Genomic DNA, 24,198 nt, shown 5'->3' with positions numbered 1-24,198 from the left:
TTTGTGGCCGCAGCGTGCGTTGCGGGATCATTCCCGGCACTATCCCGGGGGCAGGAAGGCGCGGCGCAATCCGGTTCCGCAGCCGTGAAAGTGCCTGCCGCCAGTCTGCTGATGGCCCGCCAGGAGGTGGGGGAAACGCGGTTGGACCGGTCTTTCAAGAATGGTGAATTGAGCATCGGGGGTAAAAAATACGCTGCGGGCATCGGCACTCACGCCACATCCATGATTCCGCTCCCCGTGCCGGAGGGCAGCGGCTCAAGAGTGTGGAAGCTGGAAGGGGCCTGCGGCATTGACGACGGTACGGACGGCGACGGCAGCGTGGAATTCCGTGTAATGAGCGGTTCCGAAGTTTTATGGAGTTCCGGCGTGATGAAGAGGGGAATGCCTGCGAAAAAGTTTTCCGTTCCAGTAGCGGAAAACGGCATACGGCATCTTTACCTGATGGCTGACCGGGTGGAAAATAATTCCTATGACCACGCAGACTGGGTGGACCTGGTCTGGAAAACGGGCGGTGAGCCGCAGGGCATGAAGGGAGCCGTGGTGAATGCCGCCAAATTCGGCATGGTTCCCGGCGTCAGGAAAGATCAGGGTCCGGCCCTGCGGTCCGCGATTTCCGCTCTGCGGAAGCAGGGAGGGGGCGTGCTGAACATCCCCAGGGGAGTCTATCATTTTTATCCGGAGGGAGCCTTGAACATGAGCTTCAATATCTCCAACCATGACCAGCCCCTGGTTCATCCGGTGTGCGTGACCCTGACCGATTTGCGGAATGTCCGCGTGGAGGGCAATGGCTCCCTGTTCCTGTTTCACGGCAAGGTGGTTCCCCTGCTGGTCATGGACAGCGAAAACGTCAGCATCAACCGTCTGTCCGTGGATTATGAACGGTCCTATTGTACGGAAGCGCGCGTCTTGAATGCGGACGACAGGTCCACGGAGGTGGAAATAGACAAAAAAGCCTACCCCTATGAAATCAGGAACAACAGGTTCGTTTTCCTGGGTGAAGGCTGGGAGGAAGGAATGGGGAGCTGCATGGCCTTTGAGAAGGGGACCGGGCACATCATTGCCAATACGTCGGACATGGGCTGGAACGGCCGGGTGGAACCCCTCGGAGGGAACCGCCTCCGGCTGGACTGGAACCTCAAGCAGAAGGGAATCAAGCCGGGGGATACGCTGGTGCTGCGGAATTATAACCGCCCCCATCCGGGATGCGTGGTTTACCGGGCGCGGAAGACGGTCCTGAATGATGTGGCTCTGCACCAGAGCACGGGCATGGCTTTGCTGGTCCAGCGGTCGGAGGATTTCCACATGAAGGGTGGCGGCGTCATGGTCAGGAAAGGGACGGGGCGCGTGCACACCGCCGGGGCGGACGCCACCCATTTTTCCAACACCCGGGGCGAGATCGTGGTGGAGAAAGCCTTGTTCGAGGGAATGATGGATGACGCCATCAACGTTCATTCCACCTGCCTGGGCGTGACGGAGGTAGTGGACGGCCATACGCTGAAATGCAAGTACATGCACCGCCAGGCGGTGGGGTTTGAAGTGTTCCTGCCCGGTGAAAAAATCCGTTTTATCAACGGGCCTACGCTTGAACCGGGAAGCACCGCTACCGTAAAAACCGCCGTGAAGAAGAGTTCTACGGAACTGGTGATCACGCTGGAAGAACCGCTGCCTCCGTCCGTCAAGGCCGGGGACGCCGTGGAAAATGCGGATTTTTACCCTTCCGTAGTATTCCGCAACAACATCGTCCGCAACAACCGCGCCCGCGGTTCTCTTTTCACGACGCCTGAGAAGGTTCTGGTGGAGGGCAATTTGTTTGACCATTCCTCCGGCGCGGCCATTCTGCTGGCCGGGGACGCCCAGGGCTGGTATGAAAGCGGCGCCTGCCATGAAGTGGTGATCCGCAGGAATACCTTCATCAACAACCTGACCTCCCGCTACCAGTTCACGAACGCCATCATTTCCATTTACCCGGAAGTCAAGCAGTTGAACAAGCAGAAGGATTATTATCACCGCAATGTCCTGATAGAAAACAATGTGTTCAAGACGTTCGACGTGCCGCTGCTGTTTGCCATTTCCACGGATAACCTTAAATTCGTCAACAACAAAATCATTTACAACAATGATTTCAGGGGCTGGGGGCAGAAGCCCTTCCAGTTCAGGAGGTGCGCCAACATCCTGATTAAAAATAACAAGGTTCAGCCTCCCCGCACATGGTCCATTGAGGACTGCAAGCTGGAAAATACTCCCGCGGACCAGGTGCGCATAGAGAATTGACGTTTCCCTGCGCCATTCCGCCTTTGCTGCGGAAAGCCGGCTTTTGCGGATTTTTCATGCTGCAGGGGCCGGACGGCCGTCCGGGAGGAAGGCGGAGTTTTTTACGGTTATTTCAACGTCTTGACGCAGAACGGTGTCATTACCGGAATGATAGATATTCCTTCCCGTCTGGTCAAACGCTGCAAAAAGTTCATTGAGCCGTACCGGGTGACGGACGGCAAGGGGTTCAAGTTATCCCACTATGATCCGGGCGATCTGGGCAAGCTGGACAAGGACAGCAAGAAGGAAGCCGTGGACAAGCTGGAGAAGGGCATTGAGCTGCTGGAACAGCTTCAGGAGGTGCTTTATGCCAGCGAATCCTATGCGCTGCTGGTGGTGCTGCAGGCGATGGACAGTGCGGGCAAGGACGGCATTGTGAAGCATGTGATGGGCGGAGTCAATCCGCAGGGGTGCGTGGTCAGCAGCTTCAAGCCGCCCTCCACGCTGGAACGGAGCCATGATTTCCTGTGGCGGTGCGTGGCCCGTCTTCCCCGGCGGGGAATGATCGGCATTTTCAACCGTTCCTACTATGAAGAAGTGCTGAGCGTGCGCGTGCATCCGGAATTTCTGGCGGGGGAGGGGTTTGATCCCGCCCATGCCAAGGGAGCCTTCTGGAAGGAGAGGTACAGATCCATCAATAATCTGGAACGCCATCTGCTCGCCAACAAGACGCGCATCGTGAAGATATTCCTTAACCTTTCCAGTGAGGAACAGAGAAAGCGCCTTCTGGCGCGGCTGGACACCCCGCACAAGAACTGGAAGTTTTCAGAGGGGGACATCCACGAACGCGAGTTCTGGGACCAGTACCAGAAGGCGTATGAGGAAATGATACGTCATACTTCTTCCCGGGACGCGCCGTGGTATGTGGTGCCGGCGGACAACAAGTGGTATTCCAGGCTTGTCTGCATGTGCGCCATTGTGGAGGCACTGGCGGAAATGAAACTGGAATACCCTAAGGTGTCCGGGGAATTGAAGGCGTTCTTCCCTGAATTCCGGGAGGAACTGGAACGCCCCCTGTCCGGGGACAGGGATTGAACGAAGAGTCCGGGAACGGAAGGGAAAGAAAAAAGGCCGCGAAAGAATGGCAAAAAGAAAAACGGCGCATCATGCGGAAGCTTCCCTCCGTCTGCTGCGCCGCCGCATTCCATCCCGTGCGGGCCTGCCGGTTCTTTAATCAGCGCCTGCGTTCCCAGGATTTCACCTTGCCGTTGATGAACAGCACGTAGCCGGTATCCACCGGGACGTAGGTGACGTCATTGTAATACGGGTAATAGGGACGGTAGAACCCCGGTCCCCAATAGGGGCCTCCCCAGTAGGGCCCGGCCCAGAAGGAGGGCGGCGGGGTGTAAACCGGCTGGAGGGAAGAGTAAATCCAGCGGGTGGCGGATTTTCCGTTAAGGTTGCCTTCCGCGACGGCGGAGGGGTCTCCCCAGGCCAGGAAGACGGCGGGCGGCGACATGCCTTCCGCAATCTGTCCGGCTTCCACCAGCGTTTTCTGGCTGGGCGGAAGGGAATTGAAAAGGGCTGGATTTTTCTGGATGCGGGATGCCGGGGTGGACACGCAGGAAGCAAGGCTCAGAGCGGCGGCCAGGGTAGTGAAAAGTAACTTCCAGTTCATGATGTACATACGGATAACACTCACTTTGACTCTTGCCAAGGGTGTTTTGTTGAGTAAAATGTACGAACACGTTATGAAAGCGCTCCGCAATCTGGCTTTAACACTGATGGTCCCCGTTCTGGTTTCTTCCCTGTCCGCAGCAGAAAAGCCGGAAATAATCGATGAATATCTCCCGGTCGGCAAAATGGCGGAAGCTTCCGCCGTCAGCGTTGTGCTTGATGAAAGCCTTCAGCCATTCATGGAAAAGATTGACGGCGTTTTTGCCTCCCTGCCCGACAAGGACAAGAAGGAACTCGTCAGCCAGATCGTTCCCGGTCAGCCCGTTCCGTATGACGAACGTCTGGGCTGGACCAAGGATGAGTATGCCAAGTATCTGGAATGCTGGAAGCTGAAGCAGGTGCAGGAAGTGGCCCCCGTAGCTGTGGGCATTTTCGCCTCCGGGGAACGCGGCATCTGGACTCTGGCCGCGGTGGCCCAGCAGGGACCGCTGCCGATGAGCACCCTGAAGTATGACTCCAATACCAAATCCTGGATTTCCCCCAACGGCGCCCTGGCCCTGAAAGGGGACGTTTCCTATGACGATCTGAACGTGTACGGCGCATGGAGCGGCAAGGAATGGACCATGGAAAAGAAGACCATTCTTTCCACCCTGACGGAGACCATTATCGCGGGCAAGACCAAGGACGGCAAATATACCTATTTCGTTTACAACATGTCCGAGAAGAATCCGGATAATATTGCCATTGCCAACCAGTCCATCGTGCTGCGCATCCCCATCACCCGCATTACGGGAGATCCCCTGCTGGAAAAGGCCAAGGCCAAGGCGCGCCAGTAGGGACAACAAGACGTTCCTTTCATTCCGGTAAAAACATGCGTATCATCAGCGGAAAGGCCGGCGGCATAGCACTGTCTGTTCCCAAAGGGGAAGTGCGGCCCACGACCGACCGGGTCAGGGAGGCCCTTTTTTCCATCCTGAACCCGCTGATTGGCCATGCCGACGTGCTGGATTTGTTCACCGGCTCCGGAGCCTTCGGCCTGGAAGCCCTCAGCCGCGGGGCAGGGAGCTCCCGCATGGTGGATTTTTCCCGGCTTTCCTGCGCGACGGCCAAGGCCAATCTTGCCAAAACCGGCCTGGAGGGCGGCGCCGTCATCCAGGGAGACGCCGTGCAGTTTGTGAAAAGGGAGCTGCTGGCCGGCAGGAAGTACGACATTGTTTTTGCAGATCCCCCCTACTGCAAGGGCCCGGCGGACCGGGATTTTATTGTGGAGCTGGCGGAGGCCGGAATTGCCGGACTGCTGAAGGACGGCGGCGTGTTTATTGCGGAAGTGCAGGAAGGCTGGGGAACCGGCATGGAAGGCGCCGCGGAGTTTGACGGCCTGGACCTGGTGGATACCCGCCGGTACGGGAAAAATATGCTGTTGTTCTATCGATTGCCTGAGAAGTAAGATGAAAGCCTTCCTGTTCTCTTTCTGTTACAATGTCCTGTACACCCTCGGGTGGCTGGTGACGCTGCCTTCCTACCTGCTCAAGCAGAAGAGGCGCGGCGGCTTCGGCACGGGGTTGATGGAGCGCTTCGGCCTGTACCGGGTTTCCTACAACCGGGAGCCGAAGGGGGTGCTGTACGTGCATGCCGTGAGTGTGGGTGAAGTGGTGCTGGCCCTCAAATTTCTCCGGGCGTGGCTCCGGGAGCGCGGCGGTTCCGCGGTGCTGGCCACCAGCACGGCTACGGGGCATGATACGGCGGTGAATGCCCAGGTGCCCGGCGTGCGCGTAATTTATGCCCCCTTTGACCTGCTGGGCCTGCCGGGGAGGTGCTTTGACCGTTTTGAACCGGAAGCCATTGTGCTGGTAGAGGCGGAATTATGGCCGAACTTTGCCCGCGCCGCCAAGGTGCGGGGCATTCCCATGGCGATGATCAATGCCCGCATGTCCGCCAGGTCCGAGAGCCGCTACCGCGCTTTTAAATGGGTGTCACGATATTATTTTTCCACGCTGGACGCCATGGGCGTGCAGGACAAGGGGGACGTCCGGAGGTTTGAATCCGTGGGGGTGCGCCCCTCCATCATTCATGTGACGGGCAGCATCAAGTTTGACCAGCAGATGGCGGAGCGCAAGGAAACCAATGCGGAGTTTGCCGCCATTCTGGACAAGCTGAAGCGCGGCAAGCCCGTGGTGCTGGCCGCCAGCACGCATGACGGGGAGGAAGTGCTGATTGCGGAGGCCGTGCGCAAGGCGGGAGGCTTCCCCTTGATAGTTCCCCGGCATGCGGAACGCCGCCATACGGTGGTGCGTGAGTTGGAGGCCCGCGGCTGGCAGTGCGTGCTGCGGACGGATGGCGAGCTTCCGGAAACCCTGAAGGACAATGTCTGCTACATTGCGGATACGACCGGAGAATTGAGGGATTGGACCGCGCTGGCGGATGTGGCCGTGATCGGCAAGAGCTTTCTGGCGGACGGCGGCCAGAATCCGGCGGAGGCCGTTGCCTGCGGCGTGCCCGTGCTGACGGGGCCGCACATGGAGAATTTCGATGCGCTGGTCCAGCTGCTTGAGGGCGTGGACGGCATTACCCGGTGCGATGAGGAGCGTCTGGCGGACGTGCTCAAGGAGATGCTGGACAATCCGCTGCTGGCCCATGCCCAGTCCTCCCGCGCGCAGGTGGCGTTGAAAGCCCATTTCGGCGCTACGGCCCGCACCATCCGCATGATCTGCATCATGCTCAAGATTCCCGTTTAACGGCGGGAGCCTTTTGTCCGCGGGCCTCCGGCTTGGAATGGAGCGGCAGGGCGAAGACTTCCCCCTGCGGCGCGTCAATGATGATGTCAAAGTGCTGGAGGGTGTCCACGCCTATCTGGCATCTGCCGCCTGTTCCCGTCACGGCGAAGGAAAGGCCGTCCATCTGGAAGTCCGGCCCCATGCGGAGGGTGGAGGGTATGCCCAGCTTCATGACGTTGCGGTCCCCGCTGTGTCCGTTGATGTCGGAGGCCTTGGCCGTGAGCTGGTTTCCATTTGGGTCCGCGGGCCACTGTTCCAGCGGGGCCAGGGAAAGGGAAGAACCGGAATCAAGGGCCAGCAGGAAGGCGTCTCCTCCCCGGGAGCAGCGGACATAGAAAATTCCGGATGGGTGGCGTTCCACTTCCAGCGGCTTCATGTTCTGGGAGGGAAAGCGGGAGCGTTCCAGAAATTGGAGGGAAGCATCCCTGACGGACAGCAGGAACGGGGAGAAGCCCAGGTAGTTGATTCCCAGAATGCCGTCCACCCTGACCTGCATATCTTTTTGAAGGGGGGTGAGGTCCATGGCGAGTCCGAAGAAGTTTTTAATGTGAAGCCCTCCGATGGAGAAGGTCTTCATGGCGAAAAGCTGGGGAACGGTGTTGACGTTGGAGCCGGGGGCGATCTGCGCGTTTTCAAGCGGCAGGCCGGGGAAATTCTTCTTGATGAATTTGATGTCAAACGTGGTGTGGGAGGCCGCCGTGTCCACAATGAGATTGCATGGAACGCCGTTAATGGTGCATTGCGCCACAAGAAGTTTGCTGTGGGCGTCTCTCGTCAGCCGGACGGGGTTCAGGTCCGTGATGGAAACGACGGGCCTGGCCTGGGCGGGGTCCGGCTGTTCCGCTGCGGAGAGAGGAAGCGCGCCCAATGCCAGAAGGGCCGCGGAAGCGCGAAAAAGGCTGCATGGGAAGAGCATCCCTTACTGGTAAGCGCGCCTCTGCGGTTTGACAAGCCAATTTGACGGAGAATCAGTCATGGCTGCGGTGGTTGGGCTTGTGGCGGCGTTCCAGTTCCACGCGGTCCTCATAATTCCGGGCCTGTACCTTCCGGTCTCTCTTCCCGGCCCGTTCCACGTTCATTTGCCTTTTTTTCTGACGTTTGGCAAGCCGGGCGATTTCATTTTCCAAATTCAGGAAATTCAAGTACCGCTCCCTGTCCAACGTTCCTTCCTCCACGGCTTTCCTGATGGCGCAGCCGGAATCCGTGCCGTGGCTGCAATCCGCAAATTTGCATTCCTGGGCCAGCTCCGTCAAATCCGCAAAGCTTTCCCGCAGGGTATGTTCATCCGTCCACATCTGGATTTCACGGATTCCGGGATTGTCAATCAGCAGGCCGCCGTGTTTGAGGAGCACCAGTTCGCGCGCCACGGTCGTATGGCGTCCCTTGCCGGTCACCTCATTCACTTCCCCCGTCCAGAGCCATTCGTCCCCCAGCAGGGTATTGACCAGCGTGGATTTTCCCACTCCGGAGGAACCGACGATGCAGATGGTTTTTCCCCTGGAAAGGCATTTGCGGAATTCCTTGATTCCCTTGTTGTGCAGGGCGCTGATGCCGATGATGGAGCATTCCGGGGAGAGTTCCCGCAGGGCCTGCACGGCTTCGTCCACTTCCTCCCTGGAGAAAAGGTCCGTTTTATTGAGCAGGATGAGAGGTGCGGCGCCGCTGCGGCGGATGAGCGTAAAGTAGCGCTCCATGCGCCTGGGGTTGAAGTCCGTTCCCGGCTCCGTCACCACGGCTACGGTGTCCACATTGGTTCCCAGAACCTGTTCCGCGCTGCTTTTTCCCGGAGCTTTGCGGGAAAAACAGGTCTGGCGGGGGAGAATGGCGCGTATGACGGCTTCGTCTCCCGCTTCCCCCGGGTCAATCGCCACCCAGTCTCCTACGGCGGGCAGTTCCGCATCCGTGGCGGCGTCATGCCAGAGCTTGCCGCTGACGACCGCGTCCACGTCTTCCCCGCCGTCCAGCAGGGCGGTGAAGTTGATTTTCGTTTCCCGGATGAGGCGTCCCGGAACCCAGCCGGGTTTGGCGACGGCGTTGAAAGCGCGTTGAAAGTGGTCGTTCCAGCCTAAATCCTGAAGAGTGACGGGCATGAAAATGGAAAATGTAGTTTTGGGAAAGGCCGCCGGCATTTACATGCCGACATCGGATCGTGGGGCAAACCTTCTTCCGGTTCAAGCGTGGAACGGGTCTGCCGTGCGCCATGACGGAGCTTTTCCCTGTGCGAGACGGCATGCGCGCTCAATGATTTGAAAGGCAATTTGCGTTTTAGGCGCTTTTTCCAAAAGCTCCGTCCGGTCCGGGTAAACGAGCAGCACTTCATTTTCAGAGGAGTTAAAACCAATGTCACTGCGGGAAACGTCGTTGGCCACAATCATGTCGCACCGCTTGCGTTCCAGTTTGCCGCGCGCGTAATTTTCCACGTCATGGGTTTCCGCCGCGAAGCCTACCAGAATGCCTCTGAAGCCGAATTCCGCGCGCATGGAGCCAAGAATATCCGCAGTACGTTCCAGTTCCAAAATCATGCGCTCCCCCGTTTTCTTGATTTTGCGGTCCGGAACGGAAACGGGGCGATAATCCGCTACGGCGGCGCTGAGGATGGCGGCGTCGGCGTAGGGAGCCTGGTTTTTGACAGCATCATACATTTCCCGTGCACATTCAACCGGCAGGAAGTCCACGCCGTGCGGGATGTCCAGGGAAGTGGGGCCGGAGATGAGAAGGACGCTGTGGCCTTCGTGAACAGCCGCTTCCGCCAGGCAATACCCCATTTTTCCGGAGGAGTGGTTGGTGAGGTATCTGACGGGGTCAATAGCTTCTCTGGTGGGGCCTGCCGTGATAAGAAAACGCATGAGAGGCATTATGCGGAATCACGGGTAAAAGTGAAGAGTGATCTTGTGCAGCTGCGCATTATGTTCCGGCTTGACTCCTTCCCGCGATTGGGGGAGTTATGAAGGCGTGATTTATTGGGATAATAACGCTACCACACCGCTGGCCCCGGAGGTTTACGAGGCCATGGAGCCGTTTTTAAAAGAACGGTTTTTCAACCCGTCCGCCGGTTACGGCTGCGCCAGGAGCGTGCGCGAGGCGGTGGAGGAAGCCCGTGCGGCCGTTGCCGCCCTGTTGGGCGCATTTCCTTCGGAAATTGTATTTACTTCCGGCGGAACGGAGGCGTCTAATATGGCTTTCCGCCAGATGGCCGGGGAGCGGGAGGGAGGGATAGGCGTTTTGTCCACGGACCATGACGCCTCCTTGAAGACGGCCCTGGCCCTGGGCAGCGGCTGTGTCTGCCCCGTGGACAGGGAAGGGCGAGCGGTTCCGGAAAAATGGGAGTCCATGTGCGCAGGGGGCGTGTCCGGCGTTTCTTTTGCCTGGGCCAATAATGAGACAGGCGCATTGCAGGATGCGGCGGTTTTGTGTTCCTCCGCCGGGAAACATGGAGTTCCCGTGCATTTGGATATAGTGCAGTGCGCCGGAAAAATTCCCGTGGATTTGCATGGAATGGAAGTGGATTATGCTTCCGTATCCGCACACAAATTCCATGGCCCCAAAGGGATTGGATGTCTGTACAGGAGAGCGGGGGCTCCTTTTTCCCCTTTGCTGTTCGGGGGGGGGCAGGAGTACGGTTTGAGGTCCGGCACGGAGAATGTTCCGGGAATCATTGGTTTTGGTGCGGCGGCGCGGGCGGCATTGAGGCACTTGGAGGAGGACGCCGGACGGCTGTCCCGGATGCGGGATTCTTTTGAGTCTCTCCTGCGGGCACAGGTGGGCGGCGTGACGGTGCATTCCGGCGGAACGGAACGTATTCCCAATACTTCCAATCTGGCGTTTGACGGATGTACGGCGGAAGCGCTGATGCTGTTGCTGGAACCTGCCGGCCTGCTGTGTTCGGCTGGGTCTGCCTGCCATACGCTGCAGCCGATGCCTTCCCACGTGCTGACGGCCATGGGATTGTCTGATGAGGCGGTACGTTCCTCCCTGCGTTTTTCCCTGTCTTTCATGACGACGCAGGAGGAGGTGGAACAGGCTGCCGCCCTGGTGGGCTCCGCCGTTCGGAAGGTGCGCGGCGTTCAGTCTTCGCGTACCGGCCCGGTGCTCGTGTACAGGCCAGAATGGAAGGGCTGAGAGGCTGGGGCGCTTTTACAGAAAGCCGTTTGTGTTCCATGACACCGGAGCTCAGTAACAGCGGCTCCCTCCCTATCAATGCTTTTACAGATGTTTATGAGGCGATTCTATTGCGGCAGAAATATATTGCAGATTTTTTGCTCATTCGCGAATCGACTTAAAATTTAAACGTGACGCCCATATTGACGTTGTGGCGCACTTTGTCCGAAACGTCCGCGGCATAGTCGGCATAGACGCTCCACTGTTCCGTGATGCTGTATCCGATGCCTGCGCCGAATACGCCAGCGTCCCTGTCCATTTTCCAGCCCCTTACCCTTATGAAGGAAGAGCCGAGCATGGCATTTACTCCGTAGCGGTCGTCGCAAAATTCGTGCGTGTAGAACATTCTGCCCGTAAAGTAGAAGCCGTTTGAAAACGCGTAAGTGCCCTCAATTCCCACAAGCGACTTCACGCTTGTATAGTTTTCTGATTCCGCGCTCATGCGTTCTTCCCCGCTTTTTTCCGTGAACGACGGGTTCATCAGGAAGTCCGCGTTTACGCCGATTGTGGGTTTCAGGTAAAATCCGGTGTCGGCAAAAGGCTTCCACGCGTATCGAACGCCCGTGAAGACACCGATGAGGTTTGAATTCCAATCGGCTTTGCTTTTGTTCAGGATGTTCATCCTTTCGGCTTTGTTCATGCCGAAAGCATAGGTTGCACCGAAGTACCAGTCAAAGTTGCCGAAGAACCGCCAGTCGGTGTAGGCGTTGACCGCAAGGCTTTGGGTTTCCGCCTTGCCGCAGTTGCCCTTGCCTGACGATTTTGCCTGAAAACCGCCGAAGCCGAAGCCCGCAAGAAACGTGTTACCCGCCGTGTATTCAAAATTCACCAAGCCGCCCGAAATATAGTCGCTCGACCCATCCATGTTTTCATCGCCGCCGTAGGTGGCAAACCTGTTTATGTTGCGGACGGTAATGCCTGAAAAACGCCCCCCCGAAACTTCCGTGCCGCTGCTTTTTGCGCCGAGGCCGTCGATTGCCGCGCTCGTGCGGTTGAGCGTGTCGAGGTGGATTATGTCGGCAAGATCCATGTTCATGCGCACGCTGTGCACTACCGACTGCGGAAGTATCGCACCCAGTGTGCCGCTTTTTACCATTGCGGCGAAATTACGTTTTTTGGTAACTGCCGCCTCGTTCGCCGCGTCGTCGCCGTCGATGTATTCAAGATCGTCGTAGGTTTTTGCCAACGCCTTTTCGAATTCGTTTGTCGCAACTGCTTCGGCAAGATAGGTGTTCTTCTTGATTTCGTAGCCGACATTGCTGCCGACGTTGACGTACTTCACGGTGATGTAGGTGTTTTCAAAAGGATCCAAGTCGCCGTCGATCATGCCCGAAATGTTGTTCGAGACGACGTCGTGCGTGCCTTTCAAGGCGGTTGCGGCGGTGAGGCTTCCCGAAGAGTCGTCGGTTGCGGAGAAACCGAAGATGTTGTCGTAGTGGTTGTTGATGGTGCCGCGCAAGCCCGCGCCCCCGAGTGTCCCCGCGCTGATTACGGTCGCGGCTGAAGAGTTTATGCCGAAGACACTGTTTATCGTAAGTCTGTTCCCGCCCGCCGAAACTGAACCCGTGAGTGTTGCCGAACCTTCGTTTGACAGTATGAGGTCTGTCGTCGAAACGATGTCGCCGCTCACAGTTTTGCCGTCAAGCACATTGACATTCGTACCGCTTACGCGGATGTTGCCGACATCGCCGACGTTCAGTCCGTTAGTGACATTTGTTGCTGAGATGTCGCCAACGGCGTTGTTTACCGTCGCCGAATTAACCGAGTTGAACGAGACGTTGCCGTTTGCGTTTTCGATTGTCACCAAAACGGCGTTTGAAATGTTTGCTGATGTCTCGACTGTGTTGACTTTAATATACCCCGAATCCTCGCCCGACGTACCGATTTCGAGCGAACCCACTGATGCGGTAATGTTCAGGCCGGCAACCGAGTCGAATTTCATTTTGCCTGAAACCGTGCCGATTGTTGATTCTGCGGCAAGATGTTTACCCTCGATATTGCCGTTGACGACTACATTGCCTCCGTTGTTTAGCTCCATGCCGGCGTCCGCCATGAGGTCGCCATTTATCGTCGCGCTGCCGTCGAATGTCAGATAGAGGTTTTTCGAGCGGATTGCCTGGGCGCTGGAGTTTTCGTTTGCAGCGATTGCCGAGATTTCCGAACCATCGAGCATTTTTAAGAAAAGGTCGTTTTCCGTCCAAATTCCGTAGGCGTTGGAGTTTTCGCTTGAGGATAGGATTTTGCCGCCGAGGGTGATGTCAGCGTTGTCGGCGAAAATACCGTTTGCCAATCCGTTTTCAGACGAAACCGTAATGTTGCCTATGATGTTTTCATTTTGGCCCGATTTTGTAATGGAGTTTGCAAAGATACCCGTGGCATCTGCGCCGCCTGAAACCTCCAAATTATCTATCCTGATGTTTTCGAGGTTTCCGGCTGTGGAAACAGGGTTATCTCTGCCTGGCGCGGCGATTATGCCTGCTGCGTTGCCGCTGATTCCCGCGCTTACTTGCATATCGGATATGGTGAGGTTGCGGCCGCCTTCCGTCAGATGGATACCGGTTGCATTGGTGTACCCCTTTACTGTGATTGCATTTGCTGTCAAATCGCGCTTGACGCTTTTTGCGTATATACCCGTTGCTTCACCCTGCGTGCTGCCCGAAGTGATTGTGCTTTCGATGTCGAGTTCGCCCACGGAAAGCGAGTAGATGTCGCCCGCAGCAGAGGGGTCCTTGGCCGCGTTTTTACCAACTTTTACACCGAAGGCGTCTTTTGCTGTCACGTAAATTTGGCCCGAATAGTTATTTTTGAGCGAAACGTCGTCGCTGCCGAGCTGGTTGGCCAGTATACCTATCCCCGTGCCTTGTTTTGCATTGATTGTAAGTGAACCCGAAATCGTCATCGCCTGCCCGTCAGAACTGCTCGACGTGTTCACACCCACGATGTAGGAGTCGTCGTCGATTGTTTTTGCGGAATTCCCGTCCACAGTGTAAATTCCCGAAATTTCGAGGTCTGTAATTTGACCGCTGGTCTTGATGAGTCCGAAATCTTTATTAGTCTCGATAGAGGAAACGTTCCCGAAGCTATAATATCCACTTCCGCCCAGAACGCCTGAAGAACCTGTGGTTGTCTTGTTGTCCCACAAATACGAGCTTGCACTTACAGTGCCGTTTGTGCATCTTATGTTGCCTTGGTTTTCGATTCTGATTGTGTTGGTGAGCCGGTTCCCGTATAGTTCAAGACTGGATTGGGAATCCAAAATAAGGATTAACCCCGTGCCGCCTTTATCAAAGTCCCCCGATGCGCCCAAACGCGAATTTTCTAATTTCAGCGTCGTGTTGTTTCCCTCAGAAGTCGGCTCCACATATTTAATGCGGATCGAATCGGGAGATGTCCAAACGTCTTTTAAGATAATTTCTTTTGTGTCTCCGAATATTTCCGAAGTCCCAGGGACTGTGCTCCCGGGGGTTATTGGTCCTTCCAGAGTAATGCGGTCGGCAACCGTATTGCCCTTGCCTGTTATCACAAGCGTTTCAGAGGAGGAATCGTAGTTGTATGTTTGGGCGCAGGCAATACCAGCTGTCGCCAACAGGGAAGCAGCAATCTTTTCCATGTTTATTGCAGAAAATCTATGGTGTTTTTCGTTTATTTATACAATTCTGAAACAAGCCTACCTTTACTCATTTCCAAATACTAAATAAGCGATTTTTCTTTTCAGATAAATTCAGGGGATGGTCAAGTATAAACTGTTATCAGCTCAAAAATGGTGTGACCGGCCATAAATCACGGTAAGGGTGCATCCCTAAGTAATCGTAAGGGTCATGGATGTGCAGGGACGGCGGCCGTGTTGTCGGGTTTGCCTGCCTGGTGGGGGAAGGGGAAGAAGCCGCTCTGTTTGTGGCGCCGGAGCGTCAGTGCGAGGGAATAGGCACGGCTCTGCTGGACTGGGTGAAGGAGCACAGCAAGGGGATGCTGACGGTGGGCGTTTACGAGGAGAACGCCCGTGCCCGCGCGTTCTACAGGCGTGGAGGATTTGAGGAGATCGGCTCCAGGGATGACGAGCTGACAGGAAGCCGGGAGTACTGGACGGAATGGAAAGGAGAGAGTATATGATCATCATAAAAAAGGCGGAAGTTCCGAAGAACTTCCGCCCCCTGTAAAGCAGGCCGGCGTCAGGCGAGCTCCACCTTGACGCCGCTCTTTTCAATCTGGTCAGCCATTTCAGGAGAAAGGGCTTCATCAGTGATGAGCATGGAGATCTGTGAGGGCGCAACGGTATAGAATGCCGGGTTGTTCGCTACGCTGGTGGAAGGCATGGCGATGATCACCTTGGCATCCGGGGGAATGACGCTCTTGATGAATTCGGATTGAAGCATGTTCTTGTATCCGGCGCCATGCTTGGGGGAGTAGCAGTCCGGCGTCAGTACAACCATGTCAATGCTCAGGGAACCTGCGGCCTTGGCGGCTTCCTGTCCCACATAGACCAGGGCTTCGCGGTCGAAGCGTCCGCCCGTGCAGTAGAAGCTCAGGTTCGGAATGCCTTCAAGCCGGGTCAGCAGCGTGGGGTTGTTGGAAACCACGTGCGTATCCCTGGAATTAATGTGGTTGCAGATCTGGTAGCCCATGGTGCTGCTGTCAATGAACATGACCACGGAAGCGGGGATGTTCTGGACGGCTTTTTTTGCAATCCTTATGGAAACATCGTCTTGAGTGACAATGTCTTCATGGAGGGATTTATGGGTAAGGGCCAGAGCGCCGCCATGGACGCGCTTGAGAAAGCCGCGTTTCTCAAGGTTAATCAAATCATTACGGACCGTTTCATCCGTGACCTTCATCTGTTTGGCCAGAGCAATGGTTCTTGCGGCTCCATGTTCGGCCAGCGTTTTCAGAATGAACTCTTTACGTTGGGATGCTAAATACATTGGGTTCTGTTTTTCTATATAGAATGTTTACACGTTCTAGGTGTTAAGTTGTTTTCTAACAATTTTTCACTGTCCCAGTCAAGCGTTAGAAATTCTAAGTTTTGATTGTTATTGTGAATAATGCAGATTTTGTAATAATGGGACAATTGAATACCGAGAAATGTACAAAAATAATTTTATGATGCACAAACTAGTTATCGGTATGACAGAGTTTATCAATCTGGAATGATAATGGACGCCGGATCGAAGTTGGGAGTGGGGAACGTGAGCTGGAGATGGCGCAGTTTTTCCACCATCAGGCGGGCGACGACGAGGTTCCTGTACCATTTCCGGTCTGCCGGAATGATGTACCAGGGAGCATCCGGAGTGGACGTTTTTTCAATGAGATCCTGATAGGCCGTCTGGAATTCGTCCCAGCGGTTCCGGTCATCCAGGTCGTCCATGCAGAACTTCCAAAGTTTGTCCGGATCCTGGAGCCTGGATTCCAGCCGTCTTTTCTGTTCCGCCTTGGAAATATTCAGGAACAGCTTGATGATGACGGTGCCTTCTTCCGCAAGCATGGATTCAAAATCCAGAACGTGCTTGTAACGTCGCTTCCAGACGGGGTCCGGGAAGATTTTTTTCACGCGGACGGCGATGATGTCCTCGTAATGGGAACGGTTGAAGATGGCGATCTGCCCCTTGGCGGGCACTTCCTTGTGTACGCGCCACAGGAAGTCGTGGTCCAGTTCTTCAATAGTAGGTTTTTTAAAGGGAACCACGTGCAGCCCCTGCGGGTCCACCCGGGAAAAGACGTGCTTGACGCATCCGTCCTTGCCGCCTGCGTCCATGGCCTGCAGAATGACGAGAACCCTGTGCTTGTGCTGGGCGAAGAGTTTTTTCTGCAGTTCCTGCAGTTCTTCCCTCAGCTTGTCGAATTCAACCAGGGATTCTTCCTTGGTTCCGGAGAAGAGAGATTTGTCATCCGGAGAGTAATCCTTTAAACGCAGTTTTTTGCCCGGAGGCACCAGGTAACGGTTCATTGTATGCGAAGTTAACGTTGAAGAAGCGGGAGAGGAGGTGGAAGAGGTTTTCATGGCGGCGGGTTTGGCCGGAAAATCCGGCCCGAAGAATTGCTGAAGGGCGTCCTTGATGACTTTCCTTTTGAATTTGGGGAACATCTCCAGCTTGAGGTCCTGGAGGGGTATCCATTTCGTTTTTGAGAATTCAGGGCTGCGGTGCAGGTCCGTCTTGGGGCGCCTGGCCTTGCAGCGCACCAGGAAGTAGGTTTGCTCCTGGCCTATCCAGCGCGTGACTTTGCGGTTGCCGGAGGGGTATTTGTACCGCAGGCCGGGGAGGCGGCTGACAATGGTGTATTCCGTGGGACGCAGGCCCACTTCCTCCCATACCTCCCGCGCGAGCGCCCGTTCAATGCTTTCATTTTTAATGACGCCCCCCTGCGGGAAGTGCCAGTACGGGTTGCGGCCGTTGTCCTTGCCCAGCAGCACGTAGCCGTCGGCGTCCATGATGACGGCTGCTGCGTTGAGTCTCCAGTTTTTGGCTGTAGATGGAGTGTCCATGACGGGAGGGGGCGGCTTAACTGGCGGTTTGAGCCGGCGTTTCCGGCTTTCCGGTTTCCGGAGCGGCATTTTCCGGTTCATCCTGCCAGATGAAGTGTTCCAGCTGGATGCGGCGCGCGTAGGCCGCCGCTTCCCTGGCTCTGGGACCGGAGGTCTGCGCCAGTTTTTTAGCCAGAGCCAGGGCGCCGTCCCAGTCCTGGAGCTGGCCCAGCAGGCGGATGGAGGCGAAACCGGCATTGTAGAACCAGTGCCAGTCCCGGCGCTTGTTGGCGGAACTGCCGCTGGGCGTATGGGCCAGGATGGAGGCGTAGTCATCCAGCGCCTTTTTCTGGTCGTTCATCCGTTCGTAGAATTGGGCCCGCTGGGTGAGGGCCTTGAATTTCCAGGCCAGGCCCAGGTTGGGGGTGTCCAGAATTTCCGTGCACAGGTTGATGGCCTTGCGGAGGGTGTCCGAATGGGTGTCTTCCTTCGTCACCCAGGCGTCCGCCTGGATGGAGAGGGCCAGCAGGCGCATGTAGCGCGGAAGGGGGGAGGAAAGCAGGTTTTCCAGAGCGGCGATGCATTGGTCCGCTTCTCCCATGCGCAGCAGGACGGAGGCTTCTTCTATCCTGGCGGGCTGCGCAAAGGGGGTGTCCCCCGCGCCCAGGGTTTTGAAGATGTTCAGGGCGGCTTTCAGCGTATTGCCGGTGTTGCTTTGCTGGGCGGCTTTTCCGGCCAGGAAGAGGGCCGCCGCCTGGAGGGGGCTGCCAGGGTATTTGGAGGGGAAGGGCTGGAGGACAAGCTGCGCTTCATGGAAATCCCCGTTCTTGTACAGGAGTTCCCCCAGCTTGAGATAGAGCATGTCCGCCTGTTTGCCTTCCGAATCCAGGGCGATGGCCTGGCGGCAGGCTTGGATGGCGCTGGGCCATTCCTGCCGGCTTTCCGCCTCCAGGATGTTCAGCCGCGCAAGCTGCATGGTCTGTTCCGGAGTCAGCTGTTCTTTTTCCAGCGGCGGAAGAATGGCCTGCACGGTTTCAAGGTCCGGCGGGTTGAGGTTCAGGGCCACTTCCGCCTGGTCCAGCCGGGCCTGGGTTTTCAGGGCCGGGTCTGTCGCCAGTGCCACGAAGGACGCCAGCAGTTCGGGAGCCTGGGGGTTCATTCTTTTGGCGGCGTAATGGGCCTGTTCAAAGAGGATGTGTTCCCGGAGCTGGGCAGAGCCGGCGGCTTCCTTGACCAGGGCGGCGGCTCCAGCGGCGTCATTGGCGTTCAGCGCAGCCAGATTTTCATTGAACAGGGCGCTTTCCGCCGTTTTTTCAGAGGCGCGCCGGGCTGCTTCCCGGAAGAGGCTCTGCGCCAGAGGGTAGTCTCCCTTGCGGAAGGCCAGGGCTCCCTGCTGGAAGACGAGGCCGGGGGACGTTCCGGGATATTTGGAGATAAGGCGTTCCGCGTCTTCCACGCGGTTTTTGTCCAGCAGAGTGGTGATGGTATTCAGGGAAAGGGTCTGGACGGGAAGGCTCTGAGGATATTTGGAGAGGCCGTCCTCCGCCATTTTGACAGCTCCCGCCAGGTCGTCCTTTGCCAGAAGCAGGCTTCCCATGGCATACATGGCTGCCGGCTGGCGGCCCGCATCCCTGGCATTCACCCAGCCGGTGAGTTTTTCCAGCGCCTGGGGATTGGTGCGGAAGATGTCCTCCTCCAGCAGGATGTTGAAGGCGTCCATCAGCAGGGAGGATTCCGATTTGCCGCCAATGAACGCCAGCAGGCGTTCTTCCGCCGTTCCGGCAGTGTGTGGGGCTTCCTCTTCCTGAGGCTGGGCGCGCGTTTCCTCTTCCGCCTGTTCCGGGTTGTTTTTCTCCCGGACGATTTCCGCCCTGGCGAGGGCCAGACGGCCCAGATCCCGGATTTTCCCCGGATAGGCCTTGTTGTCCATGACGGCGGCGAAGATTTTTATGGCCTGGTCCAGGTTCCCCTGTTTGTCGGCCAGTTTGCCTTCCACGAGTTCGGCATAAGAGCGCATGGGCAGGTCCCTGGCCGTGCCGTCGTCCATTCCCGTCTTGAATTGTTCAAGAATGGCGGCGGCCTCCGCATAGCGCCCCAGGTTCACCAGAACGTCCGCCAGAAGGACGTGCGCGGTCCGGGAGATGGCGGGGGATTCCGCCTGCCCCAGCCTGGTGAGGGCGTCCAGTAAAAGCTGCCGGTCCTGAAGCTGGCGCGCGAGCTGGGCTTTCAGCTGGAAGCCGTAGAGGGAGAGCGGGTCCGTTTCAGGAATGGAGGAGAGTTTTTCCAGGGCCCTGGTAAAGGAGCCTTTGTTAAAGAGACCAGCCGCCATCCAGTATGATTTCATGGAGGAGTCCGGAAGTTGTTCCCAGGCAGTCAGTCCTTCTTCCGTTTTTCTGGCGCGGATCAGGGCTTCCGCCAGGAAGGGGCGGATGATGGCTTTCTGGGATTCCGGAAGATTTTTGGAGTTCAGGCATTCCTGAAAATGCTTGCTGGCTTCCAGGGGCAGGCGGTCTTCCAGGGCTTTCAGACCCTGCTGGTATTTTTTATTTTTCAGGAGGGCCTGCCTGTCCTGCGAGAGGGGAGCCTCCGGAGGAGGTGTTGCCGCGGCTGCAGGGGGAGTGCCCCCCATGGTGAGCAGAAAAGCCGCGCAGGACGTAAGAACGGCAAGGGAAAAACGGGGACTGAAGAAGGTGTGCATCATCGTAGGATTATGATTCAGGCCCCATGAAGATGAGCCGGATGTAGCGTTTGCCGGAGGCGGTCAGCTTCGGATCCTTGCTGGAGCCGGAAACGCGGTTGCAGGTCCTGTACAGTTGGGAGAAGGGATGGGGAACAGCCCGGATGACGGAGGGTTCCGTGCAGGGCTGGTCGGAGGGAGTCACGGAAACGGGAACTCCCGTTCCCGTAAAGCTGATTTCCCAGGACTTGGGATTGGCCGGTCCCGGTTTCAGCAGGAAGGGGTAGCGTTTGACAAGATTGGGCAGGCTTCCGGTAGATGGAGCGCGTACGACGTACTGAACGGGCAGGGAGGAGATATGGCGGGAGAGGGAGAATTCCGCGCCGTCCTTGCACTGCATGAGGGCGGGAGCCGGGTCAAAACCGGCCAGGTTCAGGCCGTTGTAGGCGCCATGGCGGTTGGGGGTACCCAGTTTCAGGCTGGAATACCAGTTTTCAAAGTCGTCCTGGAGCTTGAGGCAAAGTTCCAGATGCACATGGGCGCGTGTTTTGTTCAGGCCCACTCCGGAGTAGCCCAGTTTTCCGATGACGTTTCCGGTGCCTACCCGGTCCCCCTCCTTGCAGGAGACGGAAGCCAGATGGGCGTACAGGCTGTAAAGCGGGCCGTCCGCCAATTGGTGTTCGATGACCACATAGCGGCCGTAGTTGCTGTGGGTGGGGTTGGCGGAAGCGTGGACCACGGTGCCTCCGGCTACGGGATGCACGTCGTCCAGCGGAGTGCCGGAGGCGTCGCGCCTGAGCGGCTTGATATCGATTCCTTCATGGAATTTGACGGCTACGGGGCCTGCCTGGGTTCTGACGAGGGTCCGGGTAAAGCCGTAGGCTCCCGCCTCCCAGGGCTGGGATTTCTTCCCTTCAAAGTTCCGGTCCACGTACATGTAGAAGTCCTGCGGACGGTTGTCCAGCAGGGCCGTGTTTTCCGTGGGGAAGCGCACGACAATATCCGCCATCAGGAATGGCATGCTCCAGAAGAACAAGAGGATGCCGATCAGGGAAGGGAAGAACTTGCCGTGCATGCTCATACAAGGGGTGCTGGATCAGATCCGCCCCCGGCGGGTGCTGACCACGGTGCGGTCCTTATGTTCTTCGGGCTCCTTGGCTTCCTTCTTTTCCTGGGTGGGGTCCTTGATGGGAAGAAGGGGCTTGGTGACGGCGGCCAGCTTGTTGATGGGCTCTTCCCTCTTGGGGTCCGCCGGAGGAATGAATTCCGCCATGGCGGCAAGGTCCGCCGGGGAGAAGCCGCCCATGACGGCCAGTTTGCCGGAGGTAACGGGTTTGTTGTAAAGGCGCAGAGGCTGCATGGCATGACCGTTGACGACCGGCAGTATCTGCTTGCCGAGGTTGGCGGCGGTTACTCCTTCCACCCGGCTGTCCAGGCCTTTTCTGACATTGACTACAATGCCGTAGGTATTGTCCTCTGCCGGGAAGGAGTAGTAGGATTCAATGTCCTTCTGGGAAATGAAGGGAGCCTTGCTGTAGTAATGCCCGTCCCGCTCAAAGGCGAATTTTTTGCTGTCCGTCGCTCCCGTCTCCATGTGGAAGCTGACGGGATACTTGTCCGGGCCGCAGGAGCAGAGCATGAGGGAGCCAAGGAAGAACAGGAGCATTTTCATAATGTCCATGATAAAAGATTTAGTTCTCCCTGGGCAAACCAATAAACAGGCATGGAGTAATTTTATGCCGCCGTTACGGCAGGAGGGAGAGCGTTTTTTGAACAATCAGGTCCACAGGCATCAGTTTTCCCGCTCCTTCCGCTCCGCAGGCCAGCACGCCGGATTCACAGGGCCCCAGAATGCAGTGGCCCTTTCTTTGTTTCAGGACGGCCGCATTTTGCTGCGTGGCCGTGTGTTCCCACATGTGGACGTTCATGGCCGGACAGATGAGCACCGGGGCCTGGCAGGCCAGATAGAGGGAGCTGAGCATGTCCGGGGCGAAGCCGTGGGCGAAGTTGGCCATGGTGTTGGCCGTGGCGGGGGCCACGAGCAGAAGATCCGCCCGCTGGGCCAGTTGGATGTGCGGGGGAACCCAGTCCGCCTTTTCATCCTCAAAGGAGGAAAAGACGGGATTGCGGGAGATCGTGTGCAGGGTGAGGGCTGTAACGAATTCCAGGGCCTTGGCCGTGCAGACGCAGTGCACCTCATGCCCGCTTTTGACGAGGGCGGAAGCGATGTCCGCCGCCTTGTACGCGGCAATGGAGCCGGTGATGCCCAGAATGATGCAGGCCATGGGTGGGGAGGGGTCAGGCTTTGGAGGCTTTTTTGCCTTCGTCAATGAGTTTCCAGAAGTGTTTGGACTGGCTCAGGATTTCATCTTCCCCTGCGGTCGGGGAGATGTTGGTGCGGAACAGAAAGTCGTTCAGGCTGTTGGCGTGCAGAACGCGATGGACGACCACCTTGCCTTCAATGACTTCAAAGTAGATGCGGTAGTCCCTGGCTACGTAGCGGTAAAGAATTTTGCCATCCTTTTCCATCTTGCCGAAGCGGGCGTCATCAAGGGTTTGGAGGGTGGATTCAGAGACCTGGAAGTCCCCGAGCAGGTCCAGTTGTTCCAGGGTGGGGATGCTGGATACTTCCGCAGCGCTGATTTTATTGAAGACGATTTGAAGCACGCCCTTTTTTAAGTGCGCCGGCGGGTTAGTTCAAGCCTGAAACAAGGCACGGGCCGATTTTGAGAAGGACCGTTCCGAACCCCGGCATTCCCTTGGGAGCCGGGGTTCCTGATTAACGGGAGTCCTGCGTGGGGATGATGCCCCTGCTTTTTACCACCTGGGTGCCGCGAATGACTTCAACGGTCAGAGGCTTTTCCCCCGTGAGGTAATAGGTGGCATCCAGCATGTCCCCGTAGTTGTTAATGGTCGTGCCGTTGATGCTGATGAGGATGTCTCCTGTCTGGATGCCTCCCCGCGCGAGAGGGCCTCCGTTAATGAGGCCTTCAAGGACGGGAGTGGAGGCGTTGATATCCAGCAGGCATCCCAGGCGCACCCTCTTGGCTTCCGGATGGGCTGCCAGGAAGGAGATGGCCTGGGCGGGCAGCAGGTGGCAGGTTCCCTTGCGGGAAACTCCCAGCACGATGCCGACCAGACGGTTTTCAGCGTCATAGCACGGCTGGCCGATGGGCGGCGCAGCCAGTTTGGGGAATTGGGCGCGGACAAGACGCAGCGGGAAGCTGGTGTCTCCTATGGAGTGCTCCATGCCCACGTAAATTCCCAGGGTGGTTTCATTCCGGCTGCTGGCAAAGGCCAGCTTGTCGCCGCGCTTGAGAAGGCCGGAGGGCGTCACAACCGCCTGCCCGTCGTGTATGCGGGCAGCGTCCACCTTGAAAATCGTCAGGCCCGTGAGCTTTTCCTGGGCCCATACCTGAAGGGGAGGGGTGTCCTTGTCCCCAAGGTAGTAGGTCACACCGCCGTTTTTAAAGACCCGGTAGGGAATCAGGGAGGCGAGCATGTCTTTTCCGATCTGCGCCGCCATGGCCGTGTACGGCTCTCCTTCCGCCTGGTGGGGAATGGCTTCTACCTTAAAAGGGGCAGGCACGGCCGCCGCTTGATAAATCAAGCCTGCAACGGCTATGCCCGCCAATATCGGAGCCAGGTTCATCATGGATTGTTACATCTCGATGAGAACTCGGGATACCGGTTTTTTATCGGTATTGGAATCAGTTTTCAGCTGATTGTCGTTGGCCGATGTTTCATATGAAGGCGCTCCCGTGGTGAATTCGGGTTTTTCCGCAGGGGCGACTTCGGTTGAGGGTTGTTCAATAGTTTCCTTACTTACGGGAACCGCTTTTTCCTTCAGGAGAATCTCTTCCTTATCCTTGGTGGAGGATGCGTAAGAGTCGGAAGGATCATCCATGTTCCCGGATGCGATAATAACGCCTACCGCAGCCAATGTCACGATGGACATGGAAGCATAGACCCACTGCCAGCCACGAAAGTTCTGCAGATAGTTGTCCAGGCGTTCGAGTAACAATTTCCAAGCAGAGTGGGTAGCCGGATCGGTTTCCTTTCTAAGATGAAAATTGCGGAGGAAATCTTCTTCAAAGTTGTCATGGTAACAAGCTTCCTTACGGAAAGATGCCAGCATGGCAACCAGAGTTTCCTCGTTATGTTCTGTGGATTGTTTATCCATCGTCGTTGATGTTAAGTGTAAT

General features: G+C 56.9%; 21 protein-coding genes. 7 read left to right on the top strand and 14 right to left on the bottom strand.

Annotated elements, in window-relative coordinates:
* Positions 1-84 precede the first annotated feature (84 nt).
* The gene (locus HJW02_RS06425) at positions 85-2,271 is read left to right on the top strand and encodes an NPCBM/NEW2 domain-containing protein (protein ID WP_180971045.1); all 2,187 of its coding nucleotides are present in this window, start codon (positions 85-87) and stop codon (positions 2,269-2,271) included.
* Positions 2,272-2,418: 147 nt separating this feature from the next.
* Positions 2,419-3,345: a polyphosphate kinase 2 family protein gene (locus tag HJW02_RS06420; RefSeq protein ID WP_102722674.1), complete on the top strand. Its 927-nt coding sequence runs from the start codon at positions 2,419-2,421 to the stop codon at positions 3,343-3,345.
* 139 nt (positions 3,346-3,484) lie between these two features.
* Here HJW02_RS06420 and HJW02_RS06415 read toward each other — a convergent pair whose 3' ends face one another.
* Positions 3,485-3,928, bottom strand: a complete 444-nt coding sequence (locus HJW02_RS06415) for a hypothetical protein (RefSeq protein ID WP_146017859.1) — start codon at positions 3,926-3,928, stop codon at positions 3,485-3,487.
* 73 nt (positions 3,929-4,001) lie between these two features.
* Here HJW02_RS06415 and HJW02_RS06410 point away from each other — a divergent pair, with 73 nt between their 5' ends.
* The 3 genes from HJW02_RS06410 to HJW02_RS06400 are packed head-to-tail and all read left to right on the top strand — an operon-like array spanning position 4,002 to position 6,662.
* Positions 4,002-4,763: a hypothetical protein gene (locus tag HJW02_RS06410; protein WP_146017860.1), complete on the top strand. Its 762-nt coding sequence runs from the start codon at positions 4,002-4,004 to the stop codon at positions 4,761-4,763.
* A gap of 35 nt (positions 4,764-4,798) precedes the next feature.
* Positions 4,799-5,374, top strand: coding sequence for an RsmD family RNA methyltransferase (locus HJW02_RS06405; protein ID WP_102722644.1), 576 nt, complete (start codon positions 4,799-4,801; stop codon positions 5,372-5,374).
* A gap of 1 nt (position 5,375) precedes the next feature.
* Complete coding sequence (locus tag HJW02_RS06400) at positions 5,376-6,662, top strand: glycosyltransferase N-terminal domain-containing protein (protein ID WP_102722645.1); 1,287 nt, start codon at positions 5,376-5,378, stop codon at positions 6,660-6,662.
* On the opposite strand, the gene HJW02_RS06395 is transcribed toward HJW02_RS06400, so the two are convergent.
* From HJW02_RS06395 to HJW02_RS06385, 3 genes are all read right to left on the bottom strand, one after another.
* A complete protein-coding gene (locus HJW02_RS06395) occupies positions 6,646-7,617 on the bottom strand; it encodes a retropepsin-like aspartic protease (protein ID WP_022396471.1) in 972 nt (323 codons plus the stop codon). The genes HJW02_RS06400 and HJW02_RS06395 overlap by 17 nt on opposite strands.
* Before the next feature lie 52 nt (positions 7,618-7,669).
* Complete coding sequence (gene rsgA, locus HJW02_RS06390) at positions 7,670-8,791, bottom strand: ribosome small subunit-dependent GTPase A (protein ID WP_022396472.1); 1,122 nt, start codon at positions 8,789-8,791, stop codon at positions 7,670-7,672.
* Between the two features lie 81 nt (positions 8,792-8,872).
* Positions 8,873-9,547, bottom strand: coding sequence for a phosphopantothenoylcysteine decarboxylase (locus HJW02_RS06385; RefSeq protein ID WP_022396473.1), 675 nt, complete (start codon positions 9,545-9,547; stop codon positions 8,873-8,875).
* Between the two features lie 70 nt (positions 9,548-9,617).
* Here HJW02_RS06385 and HJW02_RS06380 point away from each other — a divergent pair, with 70 nt between their 5' ends.
* Positions 9,618-10,820, top strand: coding sequence for a cysteine desulfurase family protein (locus HJW02_RS06380; RefSeq protein ID WP_180972886.1), 1,203 nt, complete (start codon positions 9,618-9,620; stop codon positions 10,818-10,820).
* Between the two features lie 157 nt (positions 10,821-10,977).
* Here HJW02_RS06380 and HJW02_RS06375 read toward each other — a convergent pair whose 3' ends face one another.
* The gene (locus tag HJW02_RS06375) at positions 10,978-14,469 is read right to left on the bottom strand and encodes an autotransporter outer membrane beta-barrel domain-containing protein (RefSeq protein WP_102726651.1); all 3,492 of its coding nucleotides are present in this window, start codon (positions 14,467-14,469) and stop codon (positions 10,978-10,980) included.
* 212 nt (positions 14,470-14,681) lie between these two features.
* Between HJW02_RS06375 and HJW02_RS06370 the strand changes: the two genes are divergently transcribed.
* Entirely contained in the window at positions 14,682-14,969 is a 288-nt protein-coding gene (locus HJW02_RS06370; protein WP_022396476.1) for a GNAT family N-acetyltransferase, read from the top strand.
* A 59-nt stretch (positions 14,970-15,028) separates the two neighbouring features.
* Here HJW02_RS06370 and HJW02_RS06365 read toward each other — a convergent pair whose 3' ends face one another.
* The 9 genes from HJW02_RS06365 to HJW02_RS06325 all read right to left on the bottom strand — a co-directional run bounded on the left by HJW02_RS06365 (position 15,029) and on the right by HJW02_RS06325 (position 24,176).
* On the bottom strand, positions 15,029-15,778 hold the full coding sequence (locus tag HJW02_RS06365) for a DeoR/GlpR family DNA-binding transcription regulator (protein WP_022396477.1): 750 nt from the start codon (positions 15,776-15,778) through the stop codon (positions 15,029-15,031).
* Positions 15,779-15,993: 215 nt separating this feature from the next.
* Positions 15,994-17,337 carry a PPK2 family polyphosphate kinase gene (locus HJW02_RS06360; RefSeq protein WP_180971043.1) on the bottom strand — a complete coding sequence of 448 codons (1,344 nt, stop codon included), beginning with the start codon at positions 17,335-17,337 and terminating at the stop codon, positions 15,994-15,996.
* A 16-nt stretch (positions 17,338-17,353) separates the two neighbouring features.
* Entirely contained in the window at positions 17,354-20,017 is a 2,664-nt protein-coding gene (locus HJW02_RS06355) for a tetratricopeptide repeat protein (RefSeq protein WP_146018209.1), read from the bottom strand.
* Between the two features lie 7 nt (positions 20,018-20,024).
* The gene (locus HJW02_RS06350) at positions 20,025-21,068 is read right to left on the bottom strand and encodes a M23 family metallopeptidase (protein ID WP_180971602.1); all 1,044 of its coding nucleotides are present in this window, start codon (positions 21,066-21,068) and stop codon (positions 20,025-20,027) included.
* 21 nt (positions 21,069-21,089) lie between these two features.
* Positions 21,090-21,674 (bottom strand): hypothetical protein, encoded by a 585-nt coding sequence (locus HJW02_RS06345; RefSeq protein WP_022396481.1) that lies wholly within the window; start codon positions 21,672-21,674, stop codon positions 21,090-21,092.
* Positions 21,675-21,738: 64 nt separating this feature from the next.
* On the bottom strand, positions 21,739-22,278 hold the full coding sequence (locus HJW02_RS06340; protein ID WP_022396482.1) for a flavoprotein: 540 nt from the start codon (positions 22,276-22,278) through the stop codon (positions 21,739-21,741).
* A gap of 13 nt (positions 22,279-22,291) precedes the next feature.
* Complete coding sequence (locus HJW02_RS06335) at positions 22,292-22,660, bottom strand: hypothetical protein (RefSeq protein WP_022396483.1); 369 nt, start codon at positions 22,658-22,660, stop codon at positions 22,292-22,294.
* Between the two features lie 112 nt (positions 22,661-22,772).
* The gene (locus tag HJW02_RS14090; RefSeq protein WP_146018208.1) at positions 22,773-23,582 is read right to left on the bottom strand and encodes a PDZ domain-containing protein; all 810 of its coding nucleotides are present in this window, start codon (positions 23,580-23,582) and stop codon (positions 22,773-22,775) included.
* Between the two features lie 72 nt (positions 23,583-23,654).
* The gene (locus HJW02_RS06325) at positions 23,655-24,176 is read right to left on the bottom strand and encodes a hypothetical protein (RefSeq protein WP_102722652.1); all 522 of its coding nucleotides are present in this window, start codon (positions 24,174-24,176) and stop codon (positions 23,655-23,657) included.
* Positions 24,177-24,198: the final 22 nt, after the last annotated feature.

The sequence above is a fragment of the Akkermansia sp. GGCC_0220 genome, from assembly GCF_017566105.1.
Lineage (GTDB): Bacteria > Verrucomicrobiota > Verrucomicrobiia > Verrucomicrobiales > Akkermansiaceae > Akkermansia > Akkermansia massiliensis.
Note: the sequence above shows the minus strand (reverse complement) of the source record. Positions and strands in the feature narration are given on the sequence as shown.